We start from the raw sequence: 23,866 nt of genomic DNA, 5'->3' as shown, positions 1-23,866 counted from the left end.
CTAGTACATCATCATCGCGTTAGACTCGTAAATGATCCAGACAGACAGACCGACTACCATGAAGATAATCAGGGCACTGAACAGGAACGAGAACGTGCTTGCACGGCCATCTTCGGTAACGAAGTTCAGGTGCAGGAAGTATTTGAGGTGAACCCAAATCTGTACCAGACCTAAAGTAACGATACTCCAGATAGTGGTGCCTTTAGAGAAGTCGCCTTCCATAACCATCCAGAAAGGGATGACTGTCAGGATGACCGACAGAACAAACCCAATCACATAGGATTTCACATCACCATGGTCGTTTGCATGGCTAACAGCGTGAGAATCGTGCTGACTCATTACAGTGCTCCCATCAGATAAACAACGGTGAATACGCAAATCCAGACGATGTCCAGGAAGTGCCAGAACAGGCTTAAGCAGCTCAGGCGCGTAACAGTTTGATCTTTCAGACCACGACGCATCACTTCGATGATCATGATGGTCATCCAAATCAGACCTGAAGTTACGTGCAGACCGTGCAGACCTACCAGCGAGAAGAACGCGGTAAGGAAAGCACTGGTATCAGGGCCGTTACCGTGAACGATCAGGTGATGGAATTCATAGATTTCCATACCGATAAACACGGCACCGAAAACCCAGGTCACAGCCAGCCATAACAGCGTGCCGCCTTTGTTTTGCTTGTGTGCTGCAATCATTGCAAAGCCGAAGGTGATACTACTTAACAGTAGTGCCGCGGTTTCAACTGCAACGAAGTCCAGTTCAAAGATGTCTTTACCAGACACGCCACCGGCAGTGTTCATGAACAACACTGCGTAGGTTGCGAAGAACGAGGCGAACAACAGACAGTCGGTCATCAGGTAAACCCAGAAGCCGAAAACGCTATTACTCTCGTGATGCTCGTGGTCGTGATCGTGATGCATATCAGTAGCTACTGAGCTCATGCGTTCACTCCTTTAGCATTAGCAGATAAATGCTCTGCTTCGATTTTCTCTACTTCATCAACCTGTACGTAGTAATCTACGTCGCTGGTGTAACAGCGCTTGATGAATACTGCGATACCGGCGATGAAACCAACAGCGGCCAGCCACCAGATGTGCCAGATAAGTGCAAAACACATTACCGTGAAGCTCATGCTCATGAAGAAACCAGCAGAGGTGTTCTTAGGCATGTGAATCGGGGCATATTTCTCAGGCTTCTGATACGCTTCGCCACGTTCTTTCATGTCAGTCCATGCATCAATGTCTTTGATGTGAGGAATAACAGCGAAGTTGTAGTACTGAGGCGGAGACGCAGTTGACCACTCCAGCGTGTGACCATTCCACGGATCACCCGTAGTGTCTTTAAGTGCTTCTTTGTTCTTAAAGCTGATGAACAGTTGCAGCAACTGGAAGAAGATACCTGCAGCGATGATGAATGCACCACCCGCAGCAATGTACAGCCAGATGTTCCAGTCCGGGTTGTCAGTGTGGTTCAGACGACGGGTCATTCCCAGGAAGCCCAGAACGTACAATGGCATGAACGCAACCATGAAACCAATCTGCCAGCACCAGAATGCTGCTTTACCGGTTTTCTCATCCAGTTTGAAGCCCATTGCCTTCGGGAACCAGTAAGCAAAACCTGCCAGGTAACCGAATACCGCACCACCGATGATGGTGTTGTGGAAGTGAGCAATCAGGAACAAGCTGTTGTGCAGTACGTAGTCAGCACCAGGGATAGCAAGCAGTACGCCTGTCATACCACCAATGGTGAAGGTAACCATGAAGCCTAACGTCCACAGCACAGGTGTTGTGATAGTCAGACGGCCACGGTACATAGTGAACAGCCAGTTAAACAGTTTAACCCCGGTCGGTACGGCGATAACCATGGTCATGATACCGAAAAAGGCGTTAACGTTTGCGCTGGAACCCATTGTGAAGAAGTGGTGTAACCAAACAATGAAGCCCAGGATTGCAATGGCACCCGACGCGTAAACCATTGACTTATAGCCAAACAGACGCTTCGCAGTGAAGGTAGAAATGATTTCCGAGAAGATACCGAACGCTGGCAGTACCAGAATGTATACTTCAGGGTGACCCCACGCCCAGAACAGGTTGATGTACATCATCGAGTTCCCACCTAAATCATTGGTGAAGAAGTGGAAATCAAGATAACGGTCAAGCGTAAGCATCGCCAGCACTGCAGTCAAAATAGGGAATGACGCAGCAATCAGGATGTTACCCCAAGTACAAGTCCAGGTGAAGATAGGCATTTGCATCAGTTTCATGCCCGGCGCACGCATCTTGAATACTGTTACCAGGAAATTAACCCCGGTCAAGAGCGTCCCGAGCCCGGATATCTGCAAGGCCCATATATAGTAATCAACCCCGACACCCGGAGAGTACTCCAGACCCGCCAGTGGCGGATAAGCAACCCAACCGGTTTTCGCAAACTCACCCACACCTAAAGACAGGTTGATAAGAATTGCACCACCAGCAGTCAGCCAGAAGCTCAGGTTGTTCAGGAACGGGAAGGCAACGTCACGAGCACCAATCTGCAGCGGAACGATGATGTTCATCAGGCCCACCATAAATGGCATTGCCATAAAGATGATCATGATAACACCGTGCGCGGTGAAGATTTGGTCGTAGTGTTCCGGCGGCAGATAACCTTCTGCTCCGTTTGTTGCCGCAGCAAGCTGCGTACGCATCATGATGGCGTCGGCAAAGCCACGCATAAGCATGATAAGTGCAAGCAGGATATACATGATACCCAGGCGTTTGTGGTCGATGGACGTGATCCAGTCGCGCCACAGCGGGCCCCATGCTTTGTATTTGGTGATCAGACCTGCGATCACCAGACCGAGTACTGCAACTACCCCAAGCGTAACCATTACGATTGGCTCGTGGTACGGTACAGCCTCAATAGATAATTTACCTAAAAAAGACATACTTACTCTTCAACCCCCATGTGATGGCCTTTGTGCTGCATCGCTTCGGCTTTTACACCGGTAGCGGCATTAGCTGGCTTACCATAGAAATCCATAGAGCCATGATCTTTCATGTACTTCATGATGATTTCGTGGAACAGACCGTCGCTGACCGTGCTGTAATAAGTGACAGGGTGGTTTTCACTATCTTCAGCTAATTGCGTAAAGTTCTCAGAAGTCAGTGAACCGCCTTCTGATTTCACTTTCTGAACCCAGGCATCAAAGTCAGCTTCAGTTGGCGTTGCAATGGTGTCGAACTTCATACCAGTGAAACCTGCACCGCTGTAGTTTGCAGAAATACCTTTATAGGTACCCGGCTCATCAGCAATCAGGTGTAACTGAGTTTCCATGCCCGCCATTGAGTAGATTTGGCTACCCAACTGAGGAATGAAGAACGAGTTCATTGTGCCTTCAGAAGTGATTTTGAATGAAACTGGCTTGTTAGCCGGAATCACCAACTCGTTTACCGTTGCAATGCCTTGCTCAGGATAAATGAACAGCCATTTCCAGTTGAGTGAAACCACTTCAACAGTCATGTGCTCGCCTTTATCTTCAAGCGGTGCATAAGGGTCTAATGCGTGGGTTGATTGCCACGTAATGATGCCCAGTGCAATGATGATCAGAATTGGAATAGACCAAACCGTGGCTTCAATCTTGGTAGAGTGAGCCCATTTCGGTGTGTAGACTTCAAAGTCGCGGCTCGCGCGGTATTTCCAGGCGAAATACAGCGTCAGTACAATCACCGGAATAACAACGATAAGCATCAGAATCGTACACAGAATGATCAGGTTCTTTTCTTCAATACCTACCTGTCCTTTCGGATCAAGTACGCCACCGCTACAACCGGCCAGTAACAGCACGATTGACGCAAAAGCTAATTTAGAAAGGTTACGAATAGACAAAAGCATTTTCCTATAACCCGGGTTCAACGTTATTGCCGTCAGAGACGACACGCGTAATATTCCGATAGTGACTATCGAAGGTTTTCGAACAAGTGAACACGGCGTGAACCAGCAGAGGAGTGACCCGCGACGCGCTCTTGATTACAGACGTACCTGAGGCACGTCTGTAATCAACAGAAAATCACTTGTCAGAAGGTGGTGCGCGACTGCCAGATTGTTGTACAAACGGCTGTCGGTAATCGTCGTTAACGATTAAAACTGGTTTCGGGGAGGCAGCTACACCGGCGCGCGCTAACGGGGCGGGCTGTAGCTGAATACCCAATAAACAGATAAGCAGGACTGCTGAAAAGAAGAACACAGATAATGCTTCGTGCATCACTGCCAGGGAATGAGGTTCGACAACAAGGTTGTCATGCAGGGCACCAACAAACTCCGATGAGTCCGCCATGATACCGCTGATAATTAAAGACACATTGAATACCAGTACGAGGGTCGCCAGCCAAAGCACCACCCCAACACGCGTGGTGCTGTCAATTGCCATACGGTTTAAAGAAACCGCATAAGCATTGTTGGTGAGCAATGAGGTAATCATGCTGACTATCTGTCCTCGTGTGTACCGGTCATACTGAATTGTCTCGAAACGACTTTTCAACAGGAAATTAGTCTTCGGGCGTCAGAGAGTAGAGAAAAATCACCGGGGACTCAAGTGAAGTGAAAGAGACTGAGAACAGATTTCCGGCAGGCGTGAAAACGCATTGTGATCGCAGTTAACATTTTGTTTTCATTTGGGGCGGGGTTGATCCATATCAATTTCAGACAATATGAGTCAATATCCGACCTGAACGCTCCTAAGGTCTTATGGACGCATGACCAAAGTCGTAGTTTTTTCCTTTTACCCTTACCGATAGTCCCTGATTTTGTTGTGGATTTAACAATCGCGCAACAATAGTTAAATAGTGGAAATATTCAGATAAGGAGCGTGAACCTGCGATTTTTGCAACTACGATTCGGTTGTTTTTTGTTCGTTAGTAAAGGTTTTTGCGGGCCGGATGGCGTTGTTGAAATGAAACCAGCCGGTAAAACTGTAGAGAATAGCAATGCCAAGTACCAGCAGGTGATACCATAAATAAGGCAGGTAAGCTGCTGTGGTCACACCCAGGGTAGTGGCCATGAATACCCCGCCGTCTGACCACGGAATCATCGGTGTCACCACCGTTCCGCCGGATTCTGCATTACGGGACAGTACCCGCCGGTCCGTACCCGTCGCATCATAGTTTTTACCGGTAATCGTGCTGGCGGTAATCAGTGATACATAGGCCGCGCCACCCAATATATTGCCAATGATCCCTGCCAGTAGTGTGGATAAACCCAATTTTGTTACGTTATCAGCCCAGCGTTGCAGTGAGGTGGTAATGGTAGCCAGTACACCGGTGGCTTCCATCAGGCCGCCGATGCCCAGAGCCAGAATGATAAGCAGAATATTTGGCAGCATAGACACCATACCGCCGCGGTTCAGCAGCACGGCGATAACATTGTCATCAGATTCGATGTAGCTTCCGCCATACAGCGTTTCCAATGCCGGTATGACATCCTGCTGCTGAAATAAGACGGCCCAGACAACCCCAAGTAAAGCACCAAAGAAGATAACCGGAACCGCCGGCTGACGAAGAATTAGCAGGGTGATGACCGCCAGTGCTGGCAAGATCATAAACGGACTGACCGTGAACCAGGCATCTATAACAGCCATAACTTCTGTCGCCCGTCCGGTACTTCCCTGATGGCCTGTGAGAATGCCGGTGAACAAAAACAGGGTACTGGCAATCACGATTGCAGGTACGCTGATATAAAGCATGGATTTAATATGTTCGATGAGGTCAACTCTGCATAATGAGGCCGTCATCACGGTTGTGTCAGACAGCGGGGACAATTTATCTCCCACATAAGCCCCTGATATGGCAGCACCGGCGACAAGAGGAGCGGGCAGACCAAAGCCTTCACCAATCCCCATCATGGCGATGCCTGCGGTACCGATAGTACCGAAGGATGTACCGGTCGCCAGGGAAGTTACCGCACAGATAAAAAAGGCGGCGAACAGGAATATCTGAGGTGTCATTACAGACAAACCGTAATAAATGATAGAAGGCACAATGCCGCCGGCCATCCAGCTGCCAATCAGTGCGCCCACTGCGATGAGTACAAGAATGGCTTCCATACCCTGAGAGATGCCGGTAAGCAGTCCGTTTTGCATGGATTCATAACTGCGACCGAGCCATTTCCCCAGCCCGAGGGTGGCAAACCAGGCGCCCAGAAGTGCCAGCTGAATAGGAAGCGGAGTATATTGGGTCATAACAATTATCATCAGAATAATTACGCCGGCGAGTAATCCGACCTGGAGCAGAGAAGGTTGTCTGACTGTTTGCATGATTCTGCATCCTTGTATATGTTCCATTCCTGCTGATAAAAGCGGGCTCTTTTATTATCTCAGTGGCCGGAGAAGGCAGGTAAGTTAATCTAAATCAATAGGTTATTATTCTTCTGGCTAATTTCTACCCTATCGGAATCAACGACACAGCGCAATCGCAACATCGCGCAATACTGACTATTCAACGGAAATTACCCGTCTTGTATGAAAAACAGCTATTGCTGATAACAAATGCTGCTGGCAAAGCCGTGACTTTCTTTATAGACTGCGGCCTTTACAACAGGTTTCCGGTGAACAACGGCAAAAGATAAAGAGCCCGCAAGAGGTTTTGCCGTCAGACAGGCGCCGGGAAGGACACAAGAAGGGTTCAGAGAATGTCTCAAAATAAAGTTGGTTTAGTTGGCTGGCGCGGTATGGTCGGCTCTGTATTAATGCAAAGAATGCAGGAAGAAAACGATTTCTCATTCATTGAGCCAACCTTTTTCACGACCTCTCAAAAAGGGTTACCTGCGCCGGATTTCGCCGGTAAAGATTGCGGTGTACTGGAAGATGCCAATGACATCGAAGCACTGGCAAAGCAGGATATTATTATTACCTGTCAGGGTGGTGATTACACTAAAGAAGTCTATCCGGCCCTGCGGGAAAGCGGCTGGAATGGCTACTGGATCGATGCTGCCTCAGCACTGCGGATGAAAGATGATGCGGTGATCATTTTAGATCCGGTAAACCGTGGTGAAATTGATAAAGGTCTGCAGGGCGGCGTAAAAACCTATGTAGGTGGTAACTGTACAGTATCGCTCATGCTGATGGCGCTGGGTGGTTTGTTTGAAGCCGATCTGGTTGAGTGGGCATCGCCTATGACTTATCAGGCGGCCTCCGGTTCCGGTGCAAAGCACATGCGTGAATTGCTCAGTCAGATGGGCGCTGTGTACGGTAATGTGAAAGCGTTGGTAGACGACCCGTCAACAGCTATTCTCGACATCGACCGTCAGGTCGCTGAATTTATCCGCTCTGATGAAAACCCGACAGATCAGTTCGGTGTGCCACTGGCCGGCAGCCTTATCCCGTATATCGACACACAACTGCCGTCAGGTCAAAGCCGTGAAGAATGGAAAGCGCAGGCTGAAGCCAACAAGATCCTGGGTACTCAGGACTCACCGGTACCGGTAGACGGATTATGTGTTCGTGTTGGTGCAATGCGCTGTCACAGCCAGGCCATTACTCTGAAGCTGAAAAAAGACCTGAGTGTCGAGGAAATCGAAGGTTTACTGGCGAAGCACAATGACTGGGTGAAAGTGATCCCGAATGACCGTGAGATCACCATGCAGGAACTGACGCCGGCAAAAGTAACCGGTACTTTATCGATTCCTGTAGGTCGTATCCGTAAACTGACAATGGGGCCGGAATACATTTCCGCCTTCACTGTCGGTGATCAGTTATTGTGGGGCGCGGCTGAACCGCTGCGTCGCATGCTGCGGATTGTCCTGGACGCATGAAACGTTAAAAAAGCATAATACGGAAGGGCGATGTGAAAACATCGCCCTTTTTGTTTGGTCCGGAATTCCTTTTACCAGTGGCTACTGGTCTTTGTCTGACTTCGCCTCTTCTTCGCTGAGATCGGTGACAGATACCGAGCCCCGGGCCACAGCGAACCGGGTACGCAGATCATCAAGTACTGCCAGTTGAGACGGCGATAAACGGGTGCTCGCCGGCGTTTTAGAAACCCATTCCTCCATCATATGAGTGGGAACTAATGCGCTGCCGCTCACTACAACTGAATCTAACATAGCCGCACTGTTGGTCGCACCAGACCCGCCGTAACTACGCTGATCACCCATTACGCTTGCCAGTTGCCAGTCTTTCATGGCGAAATCCAGCGATTCTGCCTTATCGATCTCCTCAGTCATTTCACCGCCGAGATACATCAGGATATGCGCTTTCAATGCCGCCTCATCGTTATGAAACCAGTTCAGGTTGCGCTCATAGAACACTGAAACCTTGCCGTCGTAGTAGGTGCCACGATTTGAATTAATAAATTCAGTGGCAGACTTCTTCAGTGTCCGCCATATTCCGCGACTACGGAATGCCCGTTTCTGGATGCCGGGGCCGCCAATATTGCCCTGAAACAGGCCATACAGGATAAGCGGATTGCTGTCATATTTTTCCTTCAGGATTTTGTCTTTAATGTCATTCAGGCTGAGAGGGATCCCTGCCACTATCGTGACTTTGTCATCAAGGAAATACTTGTCTTCTTCAGGATCGAGGTAGCGACTCATGCTGTAGACCGGATAGCGTTTAGCAATCTCATTTAGCATGGTGAAGTTATAGAGATTCAGCCAGTATGCCAGTTGCTCATCTGCACTGAGAAGAGGCAAAGGAATTTCATCCGGCAGAGACATCAGACTGGCCTGCATATCTGCCAACGTGGAAACCACCTGTTCATTGTCAAAGGCGGTAAAGTAGAATTTATTACCCTCCAGTACCGTCAGCGGATTAATGCGTACTTTCAGGCGCGTACCCACTCTGGAATCTATGTTCTCCGCTTTTTGCCTTTCAGACCAGCCGGTCACGGAAACAAATGTTTTTAAAAATGTGTCCAGATCGTCATATTGCAGATAAAGCTTGTTGTCTTTTGCATGGCCTCTGAACACCTCGGGTACACCGGCTTCTCCGGCGTAACTCAGCAGGCTGAAAAACAGGAATGCAAAGCACAGGCAACAGGCATTCTTCATCACAATAATCCTTTTGTTTGAACGCTTTATGTACTGTCTTTTATACGCCCCGGGACAAAGGAAAGCAAATAGGGAGAGCCGGTTATGCCAGGCATGTGCGGAAGTCTGCCGCACTGAGTATGACACCGGAAGAAAAAGGCCGGGAGCCGATGGAAGTAACAAAGATGTTACTGTAATGTGTCATTCAGCAGATTAGGGACACACTTATCTGTAAACCCCGGGAATATTGTTAAGGATGGTCTGTGAAAATCAACCAACATAAGAAATTGCTGCTGGCAGTGTGTGCATTGTCAGCCTTTAGTGCCGGTTCAATGGCTGCTACATCTTCATCTCAGCAAAATGTGCTGACCACAACTGAAGTCAAAGAGGGTTGGAAGTTGCTGTTTGACGGCAAGACACTGGATGGATGGCACTTATTTCAACATCCTGATGCTAAGCCTTCATGGATAGTGCAGGACGGCACTATCACTGTCGATCTGCGTACCAGCGGTGTTCAGCATGGCGACCTGACATCAGATGCTGAATTTGAAAACTATGAACTGGCCTTCGAATGGAAAACAACCGTAGATGGTAACAGCGGTGTGTTCATTAATGTTCAGGAAAACCCGGAAAATCAGCTTGCCTGGCAAACCGGACCTGAATATCAGCTTCTGGGTCCTGAACATATCGATAATAAAAAGCCGGCGAAAAATCCGGGGTGCCTGTATGGTTATTCCGCACAGCTTACACAAACTTCAGTGCATGAGCAGGGGCAGTGGAATCAGTCGGTTATCAAGCAAAATAACGGTGAAGTGGCCTTTTACCTGAATGGCAATTTAACCGCGAAAGTTGACCTTGGCAGTCAAGAATGGAAAGACTGGGTATCTCAGTCCAACTTTAAAAGCTTTGCTGATTTCGGCAAGGCTACCAAAGGGCACATCGTGCTGCAGGAATGGACATCACCCGTTGCTTTCCGGAATATCAAAATAAAAGAATTGTAAGCTGGCTACAACGAAGCGGAGAAAAGGGCTTCCTGCGCTCAGGCGGCAGCCTGTTTAGAGCCCGTAACGCTTTGAGAGCCGTCAGCGTTTGTACTGTGTCGGGCAGTAAGCGCGCTCAATGCCGGGATGACGTAACTTCAGATGTTTAGTTTGTCTTCCCTGCATACGTTTCCGCCACATGCGAAAGGATGATGGTTTCATCTCCTTTCGCATGAGCTTTATTACTGCGGACTCATTGAGTCCGTAGAGTTTCTCTATTGCTTCAAACGGGGTTCTGTCTTCCCACGCCATTTCTACTACGCGGGACAATTCTGCCGGTGTCATACAAGCTCCTCTTTTACGGGCAGGTAGCATAGCGGAGATCAGGCAGTACAGAACAAGTCTGCGGTATGGTTTAATGATATTTAATGTCTGGCTCAGCAAAGAGAGTATCTCTTTGCATTTTTATTCTCTTTTAAGTTCATAGTCTGCAATTATTTTTCTCTTTCGCCGGACTTGCAGCCAAAAAATGCGGGAAGATTCCCTGCTGATGCTTTTATACTGACTTCATACAAACAAAAAACGGACCTCACTATGAAAAACTGGGTTGCAGAGGCGATCAGGAAAATTAATGCGGATTTTCAGCGCTCCGCTGATACGCACCTTATTAAGCTCGAAGGGCTTAATCTGAAGGGTATTGATATCTATCTGAAAGATGAGAGTACCCATCCCACCGGTAGCTTAAAGCATCGTCTGGCCCGTTCCTTATTTCTCTATGCCCTGTGCAACGGCAAGATTGGTGAAAACACGACTATCGTTGAAGCATCCTCCGGCAGCACAGCTGTATCTGAAGCATATTTTGCCCGTATGCTGGGTATTCCGTTTATCGCGGTAATGCCCCGCAGCACGGCACAAAGCAAAATTAACCTGATCACCCGTTTCGGCGGGCGTTGTCATTTTGTGGAATGTCCCACCCATATGCACGATGAAGCCGTCCGGCTGGCGCAGGAGTGTGACGGCTATTTTATGGATCAGTTCATGTTTGCTGAGCGGGCCACAGACTGGCGGGGCAATAACAACATTGCTGAAAGTATTTTCGGCCAGATGTCGGCTGAACCTCACAGCGTGCCCCACACCGTGGTCATGAGCGCCGGTACCGGCGGTACCTCAGCGACGATTGGCCGTTATATCCGTTATAAGGGGCTGGCGACAGAGCTGGTTGTTGTGGATCCTGAGCATTCCGTGTTTTACGACAGCTATCAGTCCGGAGACCGCACGTTAACCAGTCAGCGGGGGAGTGCCATTGAAGGTATAGGAAGGCCCAAAGTAGAAGCGTCCTTTCAGCCGGATGTCATCGACAAAATGCTGAAGGTGGAAGACAAAGCCAGTATTGCCACCATTCACTGGCTGGCAGATATTGCCGGGATCCGCGCCGGCGCCTCAACCGGTACTAATTTGTGGGGCGCATTGCAGGTGGCTGAAGGAATGCAATCCCGGGGAGAGCAGGGGTCTATCGTTACATTGATGTGTGACAGTGGTGAGCGTTATCTTGATACTTACCACAATCTGCAGTGGGTAGAGAAAATGTTCGGGGACATCAGCGTTTACACTGAGCAGTTGCAAAAATTTGCATAAACCGGCTGGTAAAAATGACACTTTGAATAATACTCAAAACAGGTATGAGTTTGGATAAAGTGATCTCACAGGTTGAAACAGTCAGGTTTAACAGTTGTCTTCACTGCCGCATTGTTGTTCTCACCCTGCAATAATGCCAGTGACGACTTCCCCGTGGAATTTTCAGGGTTCGCCCGCGTGGTGGCCGGCTATCTGGATACTGATCAGGCTTACTTTGAAGGCTATGAGAATAAAGTCAGTTTCTCAGAGAAGTCATTGCTGGGCTTACAGGCTGATTATGCACTGACCGGCACGGTATCGGTCTCCGGGCAGGTGCTTCTGCACAGTGATGAAAGTCGCGGCTCCGGGCTGGAATGGCTCTACTTAAGCTATGAACCCAACGCAAACTGGCAATTTAAAGCAGGCCGGTTGCGTACACCGTATCTCCAGTATTCTGACGTATTTGACGTGGGATACGCCTATCCCTGGATATCTCCTCCCCGACAGTTGTACGGCAGCTATCTGTTCTTTCCCCGCTACGAAGGAGGGAACGCTCGCTATCAGTTCAACATTGACGATGTCTATATAGGGCTGGAAGGATACTACGGCTCTTTTTCTGATGACATTGAAGCCAGCGGGGAGAGCTTTCACATTGAGGTGAAAGAGATTTACGGCGGTATCGCCGAAATCAGTTACCGGGGCTGGCAACTGCGCGGTGCCACGTTTATTTCTGCCGATGTGGAAGCGGATATTGCCGGTCTGGGAGAATTGACCGGCGGACTGAAAGCCACCGGATTTGATGATTTAGCTGATTATTTTTCATTAACGGGACAGGTGGATGCCTACCTTGTGGGAATAAGCTACGACAGCCTGGACTGGTTTATGTCTGCAGAATATGTAGACGTGGAATCCACCATTAATATTCTGGCCGGTATCGAAAACTACTATGTCACGCTGGGACGTTATTTCGGTGATTACCAGTTACTAGTGACCTACGCCAAATCCAATCAGATCCTCGGGGAACTGAACAACACTATCCCCGTTGGTCTGGATCCTCAGCTTGATATGCTCTACTACGGCGTGGAGCAACTGCAGGCCAGATTTCCCACCGATGTGCTGGATTCTGTTACCCTGACCGGGCGGTGGGACTTCCGCCCGGGCATGGCACTGAAAGCGGAAGTAACGTTTTTAGACGGTGAGCCCGGTAAAACCTCTTTGTTCGAGTTAAAAGCGGGCTCCGAAAACTTTGACCGTCAGGCCGTGTTGTACCAGTTCGGACTGGAGTGGGTATTCTGATGAAGTTGATGAATCTTACTCTCACCCTTGCGCTGTTAATGTCGTCACAGCCTGCAAAAGCCAGTGATGAGATTATTGTGGTAGCAAATCTTGCAGAGCCGGCAGGCACCATGGAAAAGCATGAAGTGCGCAATCTGTTTATGGGCGGAGCTTCGTCCGGGCTTGAACCGGTAACACTTGTCCCCGGCGCGCAAACCAGGCTTATCTTTAACGCACGTATTGTGGGCCTCACAGAGTCACGCATTCAGTCATACTGGGCGCAAATGCGGTTCAGCGGCAGAAATAAGGCGCCGGTTCAGGTGCAATCTGTGGACGCCATGATGGAATACTTACTGGAAAATCAGGGCAGTGTGGGCTATCTCCCTGCAGATGTGACGCTGCCGGAAACACTGACAGTGCTGTACACCTCGGGCTGAAAGGTGGTTTTGCTACATACTATGCTGGCTTTCGAGGGCGGGAATTAACCCGTCCTCTTCATTATTTTCACAAATCGGCTCTGGCCGGCCGTAATAATAGCCTTGTAAAAGGTGACACCCGTGATCTATCAAAAACGTTGCCTGGTCCAGGGTTTCAACGCCTTCGGCGCAGACTTTCAGTTTCAGGTGACGTGCCATCTCAATAATGGTGACGGTGATAAGTTCTGAACGTTGTGAGACTCCAATCTGACTGACAAACTGACGGTCGATTTTCAGCGTATCAATGCTGAATTCGGTGAGGTAGCTTAAAGAAGAATACCCTGTACCGAAGTCATCAAGTGCTATTTTGCATCCCAGTGCGCGAAGATCATCAAAAAACGCGTTCCCCGCCTGAAAACTTTTGAGGTAGGCAGATTCCGTAATTTCGAACTCAATGGCGCCAGCCAGTCCGCCAAGCTCTCGTATTTTTTCCAGAACAAAAGCAGTGACCGTTTCGTCCTTTAAATCATTGGCTGACAGGTTCAGGGAAATCGTTGTGGCTTCTCCGTATTGTCTGAGAATGTGTTTTACGTCCTTGCATACCTGCGCCATGACCCAGAGTGTGATGACTGATATTTTATTGCTCTGCTCAGCTATGGGGATAAATTCTGCCGGTGACACCATGCCAAGGTGAGGGTTATACCAGCGGATCAATGCTTCAAAACCCATCACCTTACTGCTCTGGTCCACTTTAGGTTGATAGACAAGGAATAATTCATTGTTTTCAATCGCCGTGTGAATACTGGTAGAGATGCGGATCATACGGTGGTTGTCGTCCTGCATCATGCGGGTGAACAGGGTGAACTGACCCCGACCGTTTCGCTTGGAATGATACATGGCAATATCCGCATTGCTCATTAAGGTGGTCAGGCTGAAGTCGCAGTCCTTTGCCAGCGCAATACCGATGCTTACGCCTGTTTCCAGTTTCCATTGATCGACCAGTTGATCACTGCCGATAGCCTCAACCAGCCGTGCAGCTACTTCTTCAACCTGTTCCACCGAACTGCATTCCCCAAGAATGATGACAAATTCGTCTCCGCCAAGCCGGCCGACAACATCATCCAGCCTCAGGCTGTCACTGATCACATCAGCAATTTTACAAAGCAATTTGTCACCCACGTCATGACCGAAGGAATCGTTCACCATTTTGAACCCGTCGAGATCAAGAAACAGCAGAGCGACATCTTTTTCTTCCCGCTTGGCTCTGGCCAGCTCGATGTTCAGGCACTTCATTAAAAACTGCCGGTTCGGCAATCCGGTAAGGGGGTCGAAGTTCGCCAGCTTTTCCATTTGCTCCTGCTGACGGGTGAGTAATTTATTTTTCTGCCGGTTAAGTTCGGTTTGTTTGTTGATGTCTGACATCATGCTGTTAAAGCCGTGGGTGAGAGCTTTGATTTCCGACTTCCCTTCAATGCTTACTTCTATGGCGTAATCTTTGGTTTCTTCTACGCGGCGCATTTTCTCAATGAGTTTAAACAATGGTTGCAGGGAGCGGCGTTGTAATTCCAGTACGAGAAACACGGCGATAAGCAGAATGAAAATAACAAAGGGCACAATGGCTACGATGAACTTTCTCTGGCTGTCTGCAAGTGACTGCTCAATAAGATAGGAAATGACAAGTTTGCCCTGAGGCAGGGCCGGGTCACCAATTATTTTAACTACGCGGATATGGCTGTCTTCAATATGAAGTCCGTAGTCCAGTTCGTGTAGCCTCACATCTTCGGTAGAGCTTTCAGTTCCTGAATGCTGCCTGTGTTTAACAAGTGCAGAGCCGATGTAAGCACTAACTATCTCGCTTTGCGTATTATAGACACGGGCAAATTCCACATTGTCATATTCATCTAAACGAAGCAGTACACTGATGAGCGGGAACTCGTCATCTGCGGTCATATGTGGCAGCAAGTCATTCGCCAGGTTCTCAGACAGAGCCTGCAGCTCCTGAGAGACAAATTCTTCGTAAAGACCTTCGTAAACACGCAACGACACCCACATCACCAGCGCGCTGATGACGGTAATAGAAATAAGCGTTATTGCCGCAATTTCTGTGCGAAGGCTTTTCAAACATTAACCCCGGATGGCGTGACTTTTATATACTTGGTCTATTCAGAGTATAGTCACGGATTTATAAAGCGCATTGGTGTTGCTTGTGCAATTTCCTGCATGGCGATTTTATAATCATAAATATAGAAAATAACGGGCCGGCGAAGATTAAAATTCTGTCATTGAAAACCGGTTAAAAAATAAGCTGGATATTCTGATAAACAACTGGTAACATCGCCGCGCCTTTTGAAGGTCCTATTCAAACTTGTTAATGCTATTTCTTTATATTCTTTGTAAGTCTTCACAGAATTACTTCCGGAAAACTACTGATCTACGCCTGTTCCAAACCTGAAAGACCTCATACGTAAATAGGCGTATTTAATTTAACTTATTATTTTTTTGGAGTAATTTATGTCTCAGGTAACTGGTACAGTAAAATGGTTTGACGAAGCTAAAGGTTTCGGTTTTATTTCTCAGGAAGGCGGCAAAGACGTTTTCGTACACTTCCGTGCGATCAAATCTGACGGTTTCCGTTCTTTAAGCGAAGGTCAAAACGTTCAGTTCACTATCGAACAAGGCAACAAAGGCCCACAGGCTGCTGACGTAGTAGTACTGTAAGCAAACGCTTATCCTATTTATAACGGGCGCTCACTGGTAGCGCCCGTTTTTCTGTAAGTCATTTTTTCCATTCTTTGAGGTTTTCATGCAGTTTTCTGAACTGGGCTTAAGTGCACCGTTATTAAAAGCGGTTTCCGCACTTGGGTTTGCGTCTCCGTCTCCTATTCAAAGCCAGGCTATTCCGGTCATTCTGTCCGGTAAAGATGTACTGGCTGCCGCGCAAACCGGTACAGGTAAAACAGCAGGCTTTGCACTGCCGATAATGGAAAAACTGTCTTCAGGGCAAAAGGCACGTGGTAACAATGTCAGAGCGTTGGTTCTGACACCGACGCGGGAATTAGCCGCGCAGGTAGAAGACAATATCCGTGGCTTCAATGAATTTTTGAATTTAAAAACCACCGTGGTATTTGGCGGAGTAGGTATCAACCCGCAAATGAAACGCTTGCGTGGCGGTACTGATATTCTGGTGGCTACGCCGGGACGTCTGTTAGATTTGTACCAGCAAAACGCGGTGAAGTTTGATCAGCTTGAAGTACTTGTGCTTGATGAAGCCGACCGCATGCTGGATATGGGGTTTATTCACGACATCAAACGTGTGCTGAAGCTGTTGCCGGCCAAACGTCAGAACCTGCTTTTCTCTGCCACGTTTTCGCCTACCGTAACAGCCCTGGCAGAATCGATTACCCAGTCAGCGGTTAAGATTTCCGTTGCGCCTCCGAACACCACCGTGGAAGAGGTTCAGCAGATCCTGGTCAATGTGGATAAATCGAAGAAGGTTGGTGCGCTGACAGCGTTGATTAAGCAGCAGAAATGGCGTCAGACACTGGTGTTTTCCCGTACCAAGCATGGTGCTAACCGGATTGCTACCCGTCTGACCAATTCCGGTATTCCAAGCGCTGCCATTCACGGTAACAAAAGCCAGGGCGCCCGAACCCGTGCACTGAGCGAGTTTAAAGACGGCACAGTCAATGTGCTGGTGGCAACAGATATCGCCGCACGTGGTATTGATATTGCCCAGTTACCGGTGGTGGTGAACCTGGATTTACCCAATACCGCAGCGGATTATGTGCACCGTATTGGCCGGACAGGCCGTGCCGGTGCCAGCGGTCAGGCATGGTCACTGGTCAGTGCTGATGAATTACAACAACTTAAGGATATTGAAACCCTTATCCAGAAGTTGCTGCCACGGGAAACCCTGAGTGGATTTGAGCCGGATCTTAAGTTAGCAGAGACTACCTTGTCAGCGCCCAAAAAACCTAAGAAGCCGAAGAAGCCCAAACAGCCAAAAGAGGCAAATGCCGGGGATAAAAAGCCCCAAGCAAAGGCTTCTCCATCCCGCCGCAGGCCAGCCCGCAGAAAGCCTGCGAGGGCGTCAACGGGTTCGCACGCTTCTTAATTTAGTGTATAGTGCGTGGCCTGAAATTTCGTCAGTACAACCTGCCAGAGAGACCTATGAGCGGACAAACCGATACACAGTCTTTGATTTCCTCGTTAGGCGACGTCGTTGGACAAGCCCACTTACTTACCGATAAAGAAAAGAAACAGCCTTATTGTAAAGGGTTTCGTTTCGGTTCCGGTGAAGCTCTGGCCGTGGTCCGCCCGGCAACATTAGTGGAAATCTGGCGGGTACTGACGTTATGTGTGGAAGCGGATGTGGCCGTTATCATGCAGGCAGCCAACACCGGTTTAACCGGCGGGTCAACGCCGGATGGTAAAGATTACGACCGTCCGCTGGTAATCATCAGCACCATGCGTATTGATGATATACAGCTGATTGACGAAGGTAAGCAAATTGTCGGTCTGGCGGGCAGCACACTGTTTGGTCTGGAAGAAAAGCTCGCGCCTTACGGCCGTGAGCCTCATTCGGTGATTGGCTCGTCCTGTATCGGCGCTTCTATTGTCGGCGGGATTTGCAATAACTCCGGCGGTGCGCTGGTTAAACGTGGCCCGGCGTACACCGAAATGTCTCTGTTTGCCCAAATTGATGAGAGTGGCAAGCTGTCGCTGGTCAATAACTTGGGTATTCATCTTGGTGACTCTCCGGAAGAAATCCTGACCAATCTGCAACAGCAGAACTACGCAGCAGACGATGTGGCTTTCCCTGAACTGAGAGCATCAGATAACGAATACGATGAGCGTGTGCGGGATGTCGATTCTGACACGCCTTCACGTTTTAATAATGACGGCCGCCGCTTACATGAAGCCAGTGGCTGTGCGGGTAAACTGGCGGTATTCGCTGTACGCCTTGATACCTTTCCGATTCCGGACAAAAAGCAGGTGTTCTATGTGGGCTCTAATGATGCCGCCATGTTCACCCAAATTCGCCGGGACATTCTTTCTACCTTTAAAAACTTACCGGACTCCGGTGAATATCTGCACCGCGACTGCTACGACGTATCGAAGAAGTACGGTAAAGATATGTTTATCGTCATCAGCAAGCTGGGGGCGAAATTCATCCCTAAGCTGTTTGCCTTTAAACGTAAGTTTGATGCCTTCACTGACAAACTGGGCTTTTTGCCAAACAAAATGTCAGACCGCACCATGCAGTACTTAAGTTATCTGTTCCCCGGCCATTTACCGGCCCGCATGGAAGTGTATCGTGACAAGTACCAGCATCACTGGATTTTAGAAATGAGTAACGACGGTGTAGATGAAGCCCGAGCGTATCTGGATAATTTCTTTAAAACCCATGAAGGCAGCTACTTCGAATGTACGGAAGATGAAGCAGATAAAGCGATACTGCACCGGTTTGTTGCCGGTGGTGCTATCGGCCGCTACCACATTATGAACAGTAAAAATGTGGGTGCGATGATGACTATCGATGTGGCATTACGCCGTAACGATCCCGACTGGTTTGAAGAGCTGCCGGCAGAAATCGATGAGCAGGTTGATACTAAACTCTACTACGGCCACCTGTTTTGCCACGTTATGCACCAGAACTACGTGTTGAAGAAAGGCGCGGATGCAAAAGTGCTGAAAAACAAAATCCTGCAGACCTTTGATGCGCGGAATGCTGAGTACCCCGCAGAGCATAACGTGGGGCATGAGTATTTTGCCAAAGACGCACTGAAGTCGTTCTATCGCAAGCTCGACCCGACCAACAGCTTCAACCCGGGGATCGGTAAAACTACCAAACTGAAAAACTGGGCTGAGCACAGCGACAGCTGTTGTGGTGGTCACGATTGATGTGGCCAACCCCGGCGGGCCTGTGTGCTATTTAGCAGGATACTGATTTCTCATCAGGCTTTTAATGTAAGCGACAAGTTCACTTTGCGGGCGTGAAAAAATGGGCTGGATCGGCGTGGGCAGCTCCGGGTTTACTATCATCAGCATCATGCAAGGTGCTAATAATGTGAATAAGGCGTAGACAGGAGTAACGTCATCGTCGGTAGCGTTAAAATCGCTGGCCTCCATCACCATTTTCTTGATGATGCTCGCCCTTGTGTGAGCTTCGTTTACTAACACCGTATTAATCATCGGCGATGGCGTGACAATTTCCCGCGCCCACACTTTTCCGTGCCAGCTTCGCTCTTCCAGTATGTTGGCCACCACATGCTCAATGAGTTCGTCCAGCTTGTCTTGCGCTGTTGCGTGACTCTCATCGAGTGCCTGTAAAAAGTCTAAATGCAGAAAATGTTCTATCGCCGCAGAAAATACCTGCTCATACAGACCATCTTTACCATTAAAATGATAATTGATTGCAGCGGCATTCACGCCTGCTGCACTGCAAATATCCTTGGCTGACGTGTTGTGATAACCCCGTTGAGCGAATAATTCGGCGGCGGCAGCGAAGATGCGCTTTTTCGTTTCTTCACCATCGGCACGGCCCTTTCGGTTTTGCATTTATTTCATCACCAGGTCGCTTATGTAAATTATCAGGCACTTTACCGCTGAACTAGTTGAAATTCAAATTTGAATTTCATATTGTGTTATGTGTTGATGTTTACACAAGTGAATTCTTCTATGAACAAAAAGCTCGCTGTACTCATTGTCGTCGCGGTAGCGGCGGCAGTTTCCGTCTATACGTTTTGGCCTGAACGCGGGGCTGAGCAAACAAAACTGTTCGGGAATGTCGATATCCGCCAGGTGTCTTTATCGTTCACTCAGTCCGAGCGGGTAACAGCTGTGAATGTGGAAGAAGGGGATGTGGTTAAAGCGGGTCAGGTTATTGCCAGACTGGATGATACCGTGCCAAACCTTGAGCTGGCGCAGGCCAATGCGCAAATTGCCGCCCAGGAAGCGTTAGTGGCAAAGTTGCAGGCGGGCTCAAGACCCCAGGAGATTGCACAGGCAAAAGCGGTGGTGGTGCAGCAACAAGCGAATGTGGATATTGCATCAGCCCGGCTTAAAAGACTGCATTCAGTTGACAGCAAAACACTGGGTAAAGGCGTAAGCCAACAGGATATTGATGAGGCGAGGGATCAGGTAGTTGCGCTGCAGGCAGCACTTGCACAAGCGAAGGCCAGTTTAGCACTGGTTGAAGAGGGGCCGAGAAAAGAAGACATCGATCAGGCCAGAGCACAGTTACAAGTGCTGGCTTCACAAAAAGCCTTACTGGCTGAACAGGTTAGCCGCACTGTGTTACTCGCCCCCAGTGAGGGTGAAGTGCGGGCAAGGCTGATGGAACCCGGCGACCTTGCCACCACTCAGCGTCCTGTTATCACGTTGGCGTTAACGTCACCCAAGTGGATACGGGTTTATATTAATGAAACCCAACTGGCGACCACCAGGGTAGGTGAAGCCGTTGATGTTCATGTTGACGGGCTGAATAAAACCATCAAAGGCACTATCAGCTTTATTTCTTCTGTCGCTGAATTTACGCCGAAAAATGTGCAAACAGAGGATTTGCGCACGTCACTGGTTTATGAGGTTAGGGTCAGGGTTGATGATGCTGACAATACCCTTAAGTTGGGGATGCCTGCCACTGTGATGCTTGTTAACAACGGACACTAATCATGAGTGAACCGGTGGTGAGTGCCAGCGCGCTGGTTAAACAATTCAACGGAGACGGTCAGCAAACCGTAGCCCTCAAACAGATAGATTTCGAAGCAAAGAAAGGGGAACTCACCGCTCTGGTGGGGCCCGATGGTGCAGGAAAAACCACGCTGCTGCGCCTGGTCGCAGGGTTGATGGTTCCTTCTGATGGCAGCTTACGTGTACTTGGCTATAAAACGGCGACAGACGCACAGCAGGTACAAAATTTAATTAGCTACATGCCCCAGCGATTTGGTTTGTATGAAGATTTAAGCGTACAGGAAAATCTGGATTTGTATGCAGACTTACATGGCGTGGATAAAGCAACCCGTGAGGCGCGGTACGAGCGCCTGCTAAGCATGACGAATCTCTCTGCATTCACTTCAAGACCGGCTGGAAACTTGTCGGGCGGCATGAAACAAAAGCTCGGTTTAGCCTGCACGCTGGTGCGCTCTCCGGCGCTTTTACTGCTTGACGAGCCCACTGTTGGCGTTGACCCTCTGTCACGACAAGAGTTATGGAAGATTATCAGTCAACTTGTGGAAGATGAGTCGCTCACGGTTATGGTCAGCACCTCTTACTTAGATGAAGCCGAACGGTGCCATCAGGTGTACCTGCTTAATGAAGGAAACATTCTGGCAAAAGGTACCCCTGAGAAATTAAAGCAGGACGCAGCGGGGCGGTGTTTCGTGGTAACTCCTTCATCAAGCCAAAAGCCGCGGGATTTACAAAGTGCACTGCTTAATAACGAAGAGGACGTAATCGATGCCGTCCCTCAGGGGGGGCGGGTACGCTGCGTGTTACATCAAGACAAAGATATAAAAGCCATCGCGCACCAGGTAAAAGCCGCGCAGTCTGAATCTGTGCCTCCCCGCCTGGAAGATGCGTTTATGATGCATTTGAAGACTCATATTAAACCCGCCGCAGTGGATGTATCCTCATTAGCGCAGCAAAACCAACATACCGGGCAATCTCAAACGCACGGTAAGCCTGTCGTGTCTGTTAACGAGCTGGTTAAACAGTTTGGTGACTTTACGGCAGTTGCCAAAACGTCTTTTGAAGTTTATCCCGGTGATATCTTTGGCTTACTCGGGCCAAATGGTGCGGGAAAAACAACGACTTTCCGGATGCTCTGCGGATTGTTACCCGCCACATCAGGCACGCTGGACGTAGCAGGAAAAAACTTACGAACGGCCGCTGCTGGCGCACGGTCCCGCATTGGTTACGTGTCACAGAAATTCGCGTTGTATGGCAATTTAACCGTTTTTGAAAACCTGCGCTTCTTCGCGGGTGCATACGGGCTGTGGGGAAAGCAGCGAAAACAAGCCATTGACCGGGTGATTTCCCAATTTGATTTAGCCTCTCATGTGCAGCAAAAAAGTGCATCATTACCCGGAGGCTACAAACAGCGGTTAGCCATGGCGGCCAGCCTTATGCACCAGCCCGATATATTGTTTCTCGATGAGCCAACCAGCGGAGCGGATCCGTTAGCCCGCCGGGCTTTTTGGCGACGTATCACGGCACTGTCAAAAACCGGCACGGCCATCATCATTACCACCCACTTTATGGAAGAAGCTGAATACTGCGACAAGATTTTGATTCAGGATGCAGGTAAAAAGCTCGCCATGGGCTCGCCTGAGGAGATACGGGCTGGCATAGACGGCGATTCGGCAATGAGCATGGAAGAGACATTCATCAGTATCATTGCGCAAAGTCGACAAAAACGAGACGGGGAGGTCGCTGATGTCAAGTGAGTCCCGTCCTGTTCGCGCCTTTGCTATTCGCTTGTGGGCATTGGTAAAAAAGGAAACCCGGCAATTACTACGTGATAAAAGTAATCTACTGATTGGTATTGGCTTACCCATCGCGCTCATTTTTATTTTTGGCTTTGGCGTTACGCTGGATGTGAAAGATATTCGTTTAGCCGTGGTGACTACCCGGCCTGCGCCAGAGACAAATGATTTCGTTTCAACGATAAGGCTGTCGCCTTATTTCATACCCAGTGAGATGACCTCCTTGAAACAGGCTGAAAAGGCGTTGCGCGCGCGGGATGTTGAAGCCATTGCCATTCTCGATGACACTTTCGCCAGCAAATTAAAAACCGGAAATGCAGACATTCAACTTATCGTGCTGGGCAGCGATGCAACGCGGGCCTCTTCGATAAGTAGCTATTTCTCAACACTCACCGGTGTGTGGGCGTCAAAGCAGCAAGACCGCCTCGGAGCAAACGCGCATCAATCCGGAGGCGTGACTGTTGTTCCAAGGCTTTGGTTTAACGATGCCAACACCAGCACATGGTTTATTGTGCCCGGGCTTATCGTACTTATCATGACATTGGTGGGCACGTTTCTCACCGCGCTCGTCATGGCCCGCGAGTGGGAGCGGGGCACACTGGAAGCACTTTTTGTTACCCCGGTCCGGCCTGCTGAAATCATTCTGGCTAAAATAATTCCCTATTTTGGTGTCGGTATCATAGGCCTGGTATTTTGCGTGCTGGCGTCGACTTTTCTTTTCCATGTGCCCATTCAGGGCGCGTTTTGGGTATTGGTATTAGGGTCAGTGATATACATGCTGGTGGCATTAGCAATCGGGCTACTTATTTCGGCACTGACGCGCAACCAGTTTCTGGCAAGCCAGATTGCCATTCTCGCCAGCTTCCTGCCCGCGATGATGCTTTCCGGCTTTATTTTCGATTTAGGTAATTTACCCGCCGGCGTTCATGTTATTGGTAGTTTGCTTCCTGCCACGTACTTTATTGAACTGCTGCGAACGGTGTTTCTGGCCGGTAATTTCTGGCCCGTAATTATTAAAGATTTGGTGTTGCTCACAGTGTACGCCGTGGTGTTACTCAGTCTGGCCCGTTTTCTTACTAAAAAGACACTGGATTAA

General features: G+C 49.0%; 21 protein-coding genes. 11 read left to right on the top strand and 10 right to left on the bottom strand.

The features are described from left to right. From cyoD to nhaC, 6 genes are all read right to left on the bottom strand, one after another. Positions 1-339, bottom strand: coding sequence for a cytochrome o ubiquinol oxidase subunit IV (gene cyoD, locus ACXAGC_RS06415; protein WP_070126334.1), 339 nt, complete (start codon positions 337-339; stop codon positions 1-3). After that, positions 339-941: a cytochrome o ubiquinol oxidase subunit III gene (cyoC, locus tag ACXAGC_RS06410; RefSeq protein WP_119502470.1), complete on the bottom strand. Its 603-nt coding sequence runs from the start codon at positions 939-941 to the stop codon at positions 339-341. Before cyoC ends, cyoD begins: the two co-directional genes overlap by 1 nt. Further along, the gene (gene cyoB, locus ACXAGC_RS06405) at positions 938-2,926 is read right to left on the bottom strand and encodes a cytochrome o ubiquinol oxidase subunit I (RefSeq protein ID WP_474820489.1); all 1,989 of its coding nucleotides are present in this window, start codon (positions 2,924-2,926) and stop codon (positions 938-940) included. Before cyoB ends, cyoC begins: the two co-directional genes overlap by 4 nt. 2 nt (positions 2,927-2,928) lie before the next feature. After that, on the bottom strand, positions 2,929-3,867 hold the full coding sequence (cyoA, locus tag ACXAGC_RS06400; RefSeq protein WP_474843407.1) for a ubiquinol oxidase subunit II: 939 nt from the start codon (positions 3,865-3,867) through the stop codon (positions 2,929-2,931). 181 nt (positions 3,868-4,048) lie between these two features. Further along, positions 4,049-4,459: a hypothetical protein gene (locus ACXAGC_RS06395; protein WP_119502468.1), complete on the bottom strand. Its 411-nt coding sequence runs from the start codon at positions 4,457-4,459 to the stop codon at positions 4,049-4,051. Between the two features lie 408 nt (positions 4,460-4,867). Next, positions 4,868-6,289 (bottom strand): Na+/H+ antiporter NhaC, encoded by a 1,422-nt coding sequence (nhaC, locus tag ACXAGC_RS06390; RefSeq protein ID WP_474843405.1) that lies wholly within the window; start codon positions 6,287-6,289, stop codon positions 4,868-4,870. Positions 6,290-6,663: 374 nt separating this feature from the next. Between nhaC and asd the strand changes: the two genes are divergently transcribed. After that, positions 6,664-7,785, top strand: a complete 1,122-nt coding sequence (gene asd / locus ACXAGC_RS06385) for an aspartate-semialdehyde dehydrogenase (protein WP_474843403.1) — start codon at positions 6,664-6,666, stop codon at positions 7,783-7,785. A gap of 81 nt (positions 7,786-7,866) precedes the next feature. On the opposite strand, the gene ACXAGC_RS06380 is transcribed toward asd, so the two are convergent. Further along, positions 7,867-9,021 (bottom strand): DUF547 domain-containing protein, encoded by a 1,155-nt coding sequence (locus ACXAGC_RS06380; RefSeq protein ID WP_474843401.1) that lies wholly within the window; start codon positions 9,019-9,021, stop codon positions 7,867-7,869. Between the two features lie 242 nt (positions 9,022-9,263). On the opposite strand from ACXAGC_RS06380, the gene ACXAGC_RS06375 reads away from it, so the two are divergent. Then, entirely contained in the window at positions 9,264-10,001 is a 738-nt protein-coding gene (locus tag ACXAGC_RS06375) for a 3-keto-disaccharide hydrolase (RefSeq protein ID WP_474843399.1), read from the top strand. An 81-nt stretch (positions 10,002-10,082) separates the two neighbouring features. Here ACXAGC_RS06375 and ACXAGC_RS06370 read toward each other — a convergent pair whose 3' ends face one another. Then, positions 10,083-10,325: a TIGR03643 family protein gene (locus ACXAGC_RS06370; protein ID WP_474843397.1), complete on the bottom strand. Its 243-nt coding sequence runs from the start codon at positions 10,323-10,325 to the stop codon at positions 10,083-10,085. A 249-nt stretch (positions 10,326-10,574) separates the two neighbouring features. On the opposite strand from ACXAGC_RS06370, the gene ACXAGC_RS06365 reads away from it, so the two are divergent. The 3 genes from ACXAGC_RS06365 (at position 10,575) to ACXAGC_RS06355 (ending at position 13,306) form a co-directional block, all read left to right on the top strand. After that, positions 10,575-11,615 (top strand): PLP-dependent cysteine synthase family protein, encoded by a 1,041-nt coding sequence (locus ACXAGC_RS06365; protein WP_474843395.1) that lies wholly within the window; start codon positions 10,575-10,577, stop codon positions 11,613-11,615. Between the two features lie 72 nt (positions 11,616-11,687). Next, complete coding sequence (locus ACXAGC_RS06360; RefSeq protein WP_474843393.1) at positions 11,688-12,890, top strand: hypothetical protein; 1,203 nt, start codon at positions 11,688-11,690, stop codon at positions 12,888-12,890. Continuing rightward, positions 12,890-13,306: a hypothetical protein gene (locus tag ACXAGC_RS06355; protein ID WP_474843391.1), complete on the top strand. Its 417-nt coding sequence runs from the start codon at positions 12,890-12,892 to the stop codon at positions 13,304-13,306. Before ACXAGC_RS06360 ends, ACXAGC_RS06355 begins: the two co-directional genes overlap by 1 nt. A gap of 12 nt (positions 13,307-13,318) precedes the next feature. Here ACXAGC_RS06355 and ACXAGC_RS06350 read toward each other — a convergent pair whose 3' ends face one another. Continuing rightward, positions 13,319-15,406 carry a putative bifunctional diguanylate cyclase/phosphodiesterase gene (locus ACXAGC_RS06350; protein ID WP_474843389.1) on the bottom strand — a complete coding sequence of 696 codons (2,088 nt, stop codon included), beginning with the start codon at positions 15,404-15,406 and terminating at the stop codon, positions 13,319-13,321. A gap of 390 nt (positions 15,407-15,796) precedes the next feature. Between ACXAGC_RS06350 and cspE the strand changes: the two genes are divergently transcribed. The 3 genes from cspE (at position 15,797) to dld (ending at position 19,189) form a co-directional block, all read left to right on the top strand. Next, entirely contained in the window at positions 15,797-16,003 is a 207-nt protein-coding gene (gene cspE / locus ACXAGC_RS06345; protein WP_119502459.1) for a transcription antiterminator/RNA stability regulator CspE, read from the top strand. A gap of 85 nt (positions 16,004-16,088) precedes the next feature. Further along, positions 16,089-17,399 (top strand): DEAD/DEAH box helicase, encoded by a 1,311-nt coding sequence (locus ACXAGC_RS06340; protein WP_474843386.1) that lies wholly within the window; start codon positions 16,089-16,091, stop codon positions 17,397-17,399. Positions 17,400-17,455: 56 nt separating this feature from the next. Next, positions 17,456-19,189 (top strand): D-lactate dehydrogenase, encoded by a 1,734-nt coding sequence (dld, locus tag ACXAGC_RS06335; RefSeq protein WP_474843384.1) that lies wholly within the window; start codon positions 17,456-17,458, stop codon positions 19,187-19,189. Between the two features lie 27 nt (positions 19,190-19,216). Here the strand turns inward: dld and ACXAGC_RS06330 are convergent, their stop codons facing one another. Next, positions 19,217-19,846: a CerR family C-terminal domain-containing protein gene (locus ACXAGC_RS06330; RefSeq protein WP_474843382.1), complete on the bottom strand. Its 630-nt coding sequence runs from the start codon at positions 19,844-19,846 to the stop codon at positions 19,217-19,219. Between the two features lie 120 nt (positions 19,847-19,966). On the opposite strand from ACXAGC_RS06330, the gene ACXAGC_RS06325 reads away from it, so the two are divergent. The 3 genes from ACXAGC_RS06325 to ACXAGC_RS06315 are packed head-to-tail and all read left to right on the top strand — an operon-like array spanning position 19,967 to position 23,866. Beyond that, positions 19,967-20,956: an HlyD family secretion protein gene (locus tag ACXAGC_RS06325; RefSeq protein WP_474843380.1), complete on the top strand. Its 990-nt coding sequence runs from the start codon at positions 19,967-19,969 to the stop codon at positions 20,954-20,956. Between the two features lie 2 nt (positions 20,957-20,958). After that, a complete protein-coding gene (locus ACXAGC_RS06320; RefSeq protein ID WP_474843378.1) occupies positions 20,959-22,731 on the top strand; it encodes an ATP-binding cassette domain-containing protein in 1,773 nt (590 codons plus the stop codon). After that, positions 22,721-23,866, top strand: a complete 1,146-nt coding sequence (locus ACXAGC_RS06315; protein ID WP_474843376.1) for an ABC transporter permease — start codon at positions 22,721-22,723, stop codon at positions 23,864-23,866. Before ACXAGC_RS06320 ends, ACXAGC_RS06315 begins: the two co-directional genes overlap by 11 nt.

This window comes from Alteromonas sp. AWJ4_197 (genome assembly GCF_056160285.1).
This window is presented reverse-complemented; position numbering and strand designations above follow the sequence as displayed.

Excerpts from the sequence above, each read along its gene's own strand:
- cyoD (WP_070126334.1), bottom strand. The coding sequence starts at position 339 with ATGAGTCAGCACGATTCTCACGCTGTTAGCCATGCAAACGACCATGGT.
- cyoC (WP_119502470.1), bottom strand. The coding sequence starts at position 941 with ATGAGCTCAGTAGCTACTGATATGCATCACGATCACGACCACGAGCAT.
- cyoB (WP_474820489.1), bottom strand. The coding sequence starts at position 2,926 with ATGTCTTTTTTAGGTAAATTATCTATTGAGGCTGTACCGTACCACGAG.
- ACXAGC_RS06395 (WP_119502468.1), bottom strand. The coding sequence starts at position 4,459 with ATGATTACCTCATTGCTCACCAACAATGCTTATGCGGTTTCTTTAAAC.
- nhaC (WP_474843405.1), bottom strand. The coding sequence starts at position 6,289 with ATGCAAACAGTCAGACAACCTTCTCTGCTCCAGGTCGGATTACTCGCC.
- asd (WP_474843403.1), top strand. The coding sequence starts at position 6,664 with ATGTCTCAAAATAAAGTTGGTTTAGTTGGCTGGCGCGGTATGGTCGGC.
- ACXAGC_RS06380 (WP_474843401.1), bottom strand. The coding sequence starts at position 9,021 with ATGAAGAATGCCTGTTGCCTGTGCTTTGCATTCCTGTTTTTCAGCCTG.
- ACXAGC_RS06370 (WP_474843397.1), bottom strand. The coding sequence starts at position 10,325 with ATGACACCGGCAGAATTGTCCCGCGTAGTAGAAATGGCGTGGGAAGAC.
- ACXAGC_RS06365 (WP_474843395.1), top strand. The coding sequence starts at position 10,575 with ATGAAAAACTGGGTTGCAGAGGCGATCAGGAAAATTAATGCGGATTTT.
- ACXAGC_RS06355 (WP_474843391.1), top strand. The coding sequence starts at position 12,890 with ATGAAGTTGATGAATCTTACTCTCACCCTTGCGCTGTTAATGTCGTCA.
- cspE (WP_119502459.1), top strand. The coding sequence starts at position 15,797 with ATGTCTCAGGTAACTGGTACAGTAAAATGGTTTGACGAAGCTAAAGGT.
- ACXAGC_RS06340 (WP_474843386.1), top strand. The coding sequence starts at position 16,089 with ATGCAGTTTTCTGAACTGGGCTTAAGTGCACCGTTATTAAAAGCGGTT.
- dld (WP_474843384.1), top strand. The coding sequence starts at position 17,456 with ATGAGCGGACAAACCGATACACAGTCTTTGATTTCCTCGTTAGGCGAC.
- ACXAGC_RS06330 (WP_474843382.1), bottom strand. The coding sequence starts at position 19,846 with ATGCAAAACCGAAAGGGCCGTGCCGATGGTGAAGAAACGAAAAAGCGC.
- ACXAGC_RS06325 (WP_474843380.1), top strand. The coding sequence starts at position 19,967 with ATGAACAAAAAGCTCGCTGTACTCATTGTCGTCGCGGTAGCGGCGGCA.
- ACXAGC_RS06320 (WP_474843378.1), top strand. The coding sequence starts at position 20,959 with ATGAGTGAACCGGTGGTGAGTGCCAGCGCGCTGGTTAAACAATTCAAC.
- ACXAGC_RS06315 (WP_474843376.1), top strand. The coding sequence starts at position 22,721 with ATGTCAAGTGAGTCCCGTCCTGTTCGCGCCTTTGCTATTCGCTTGTGG.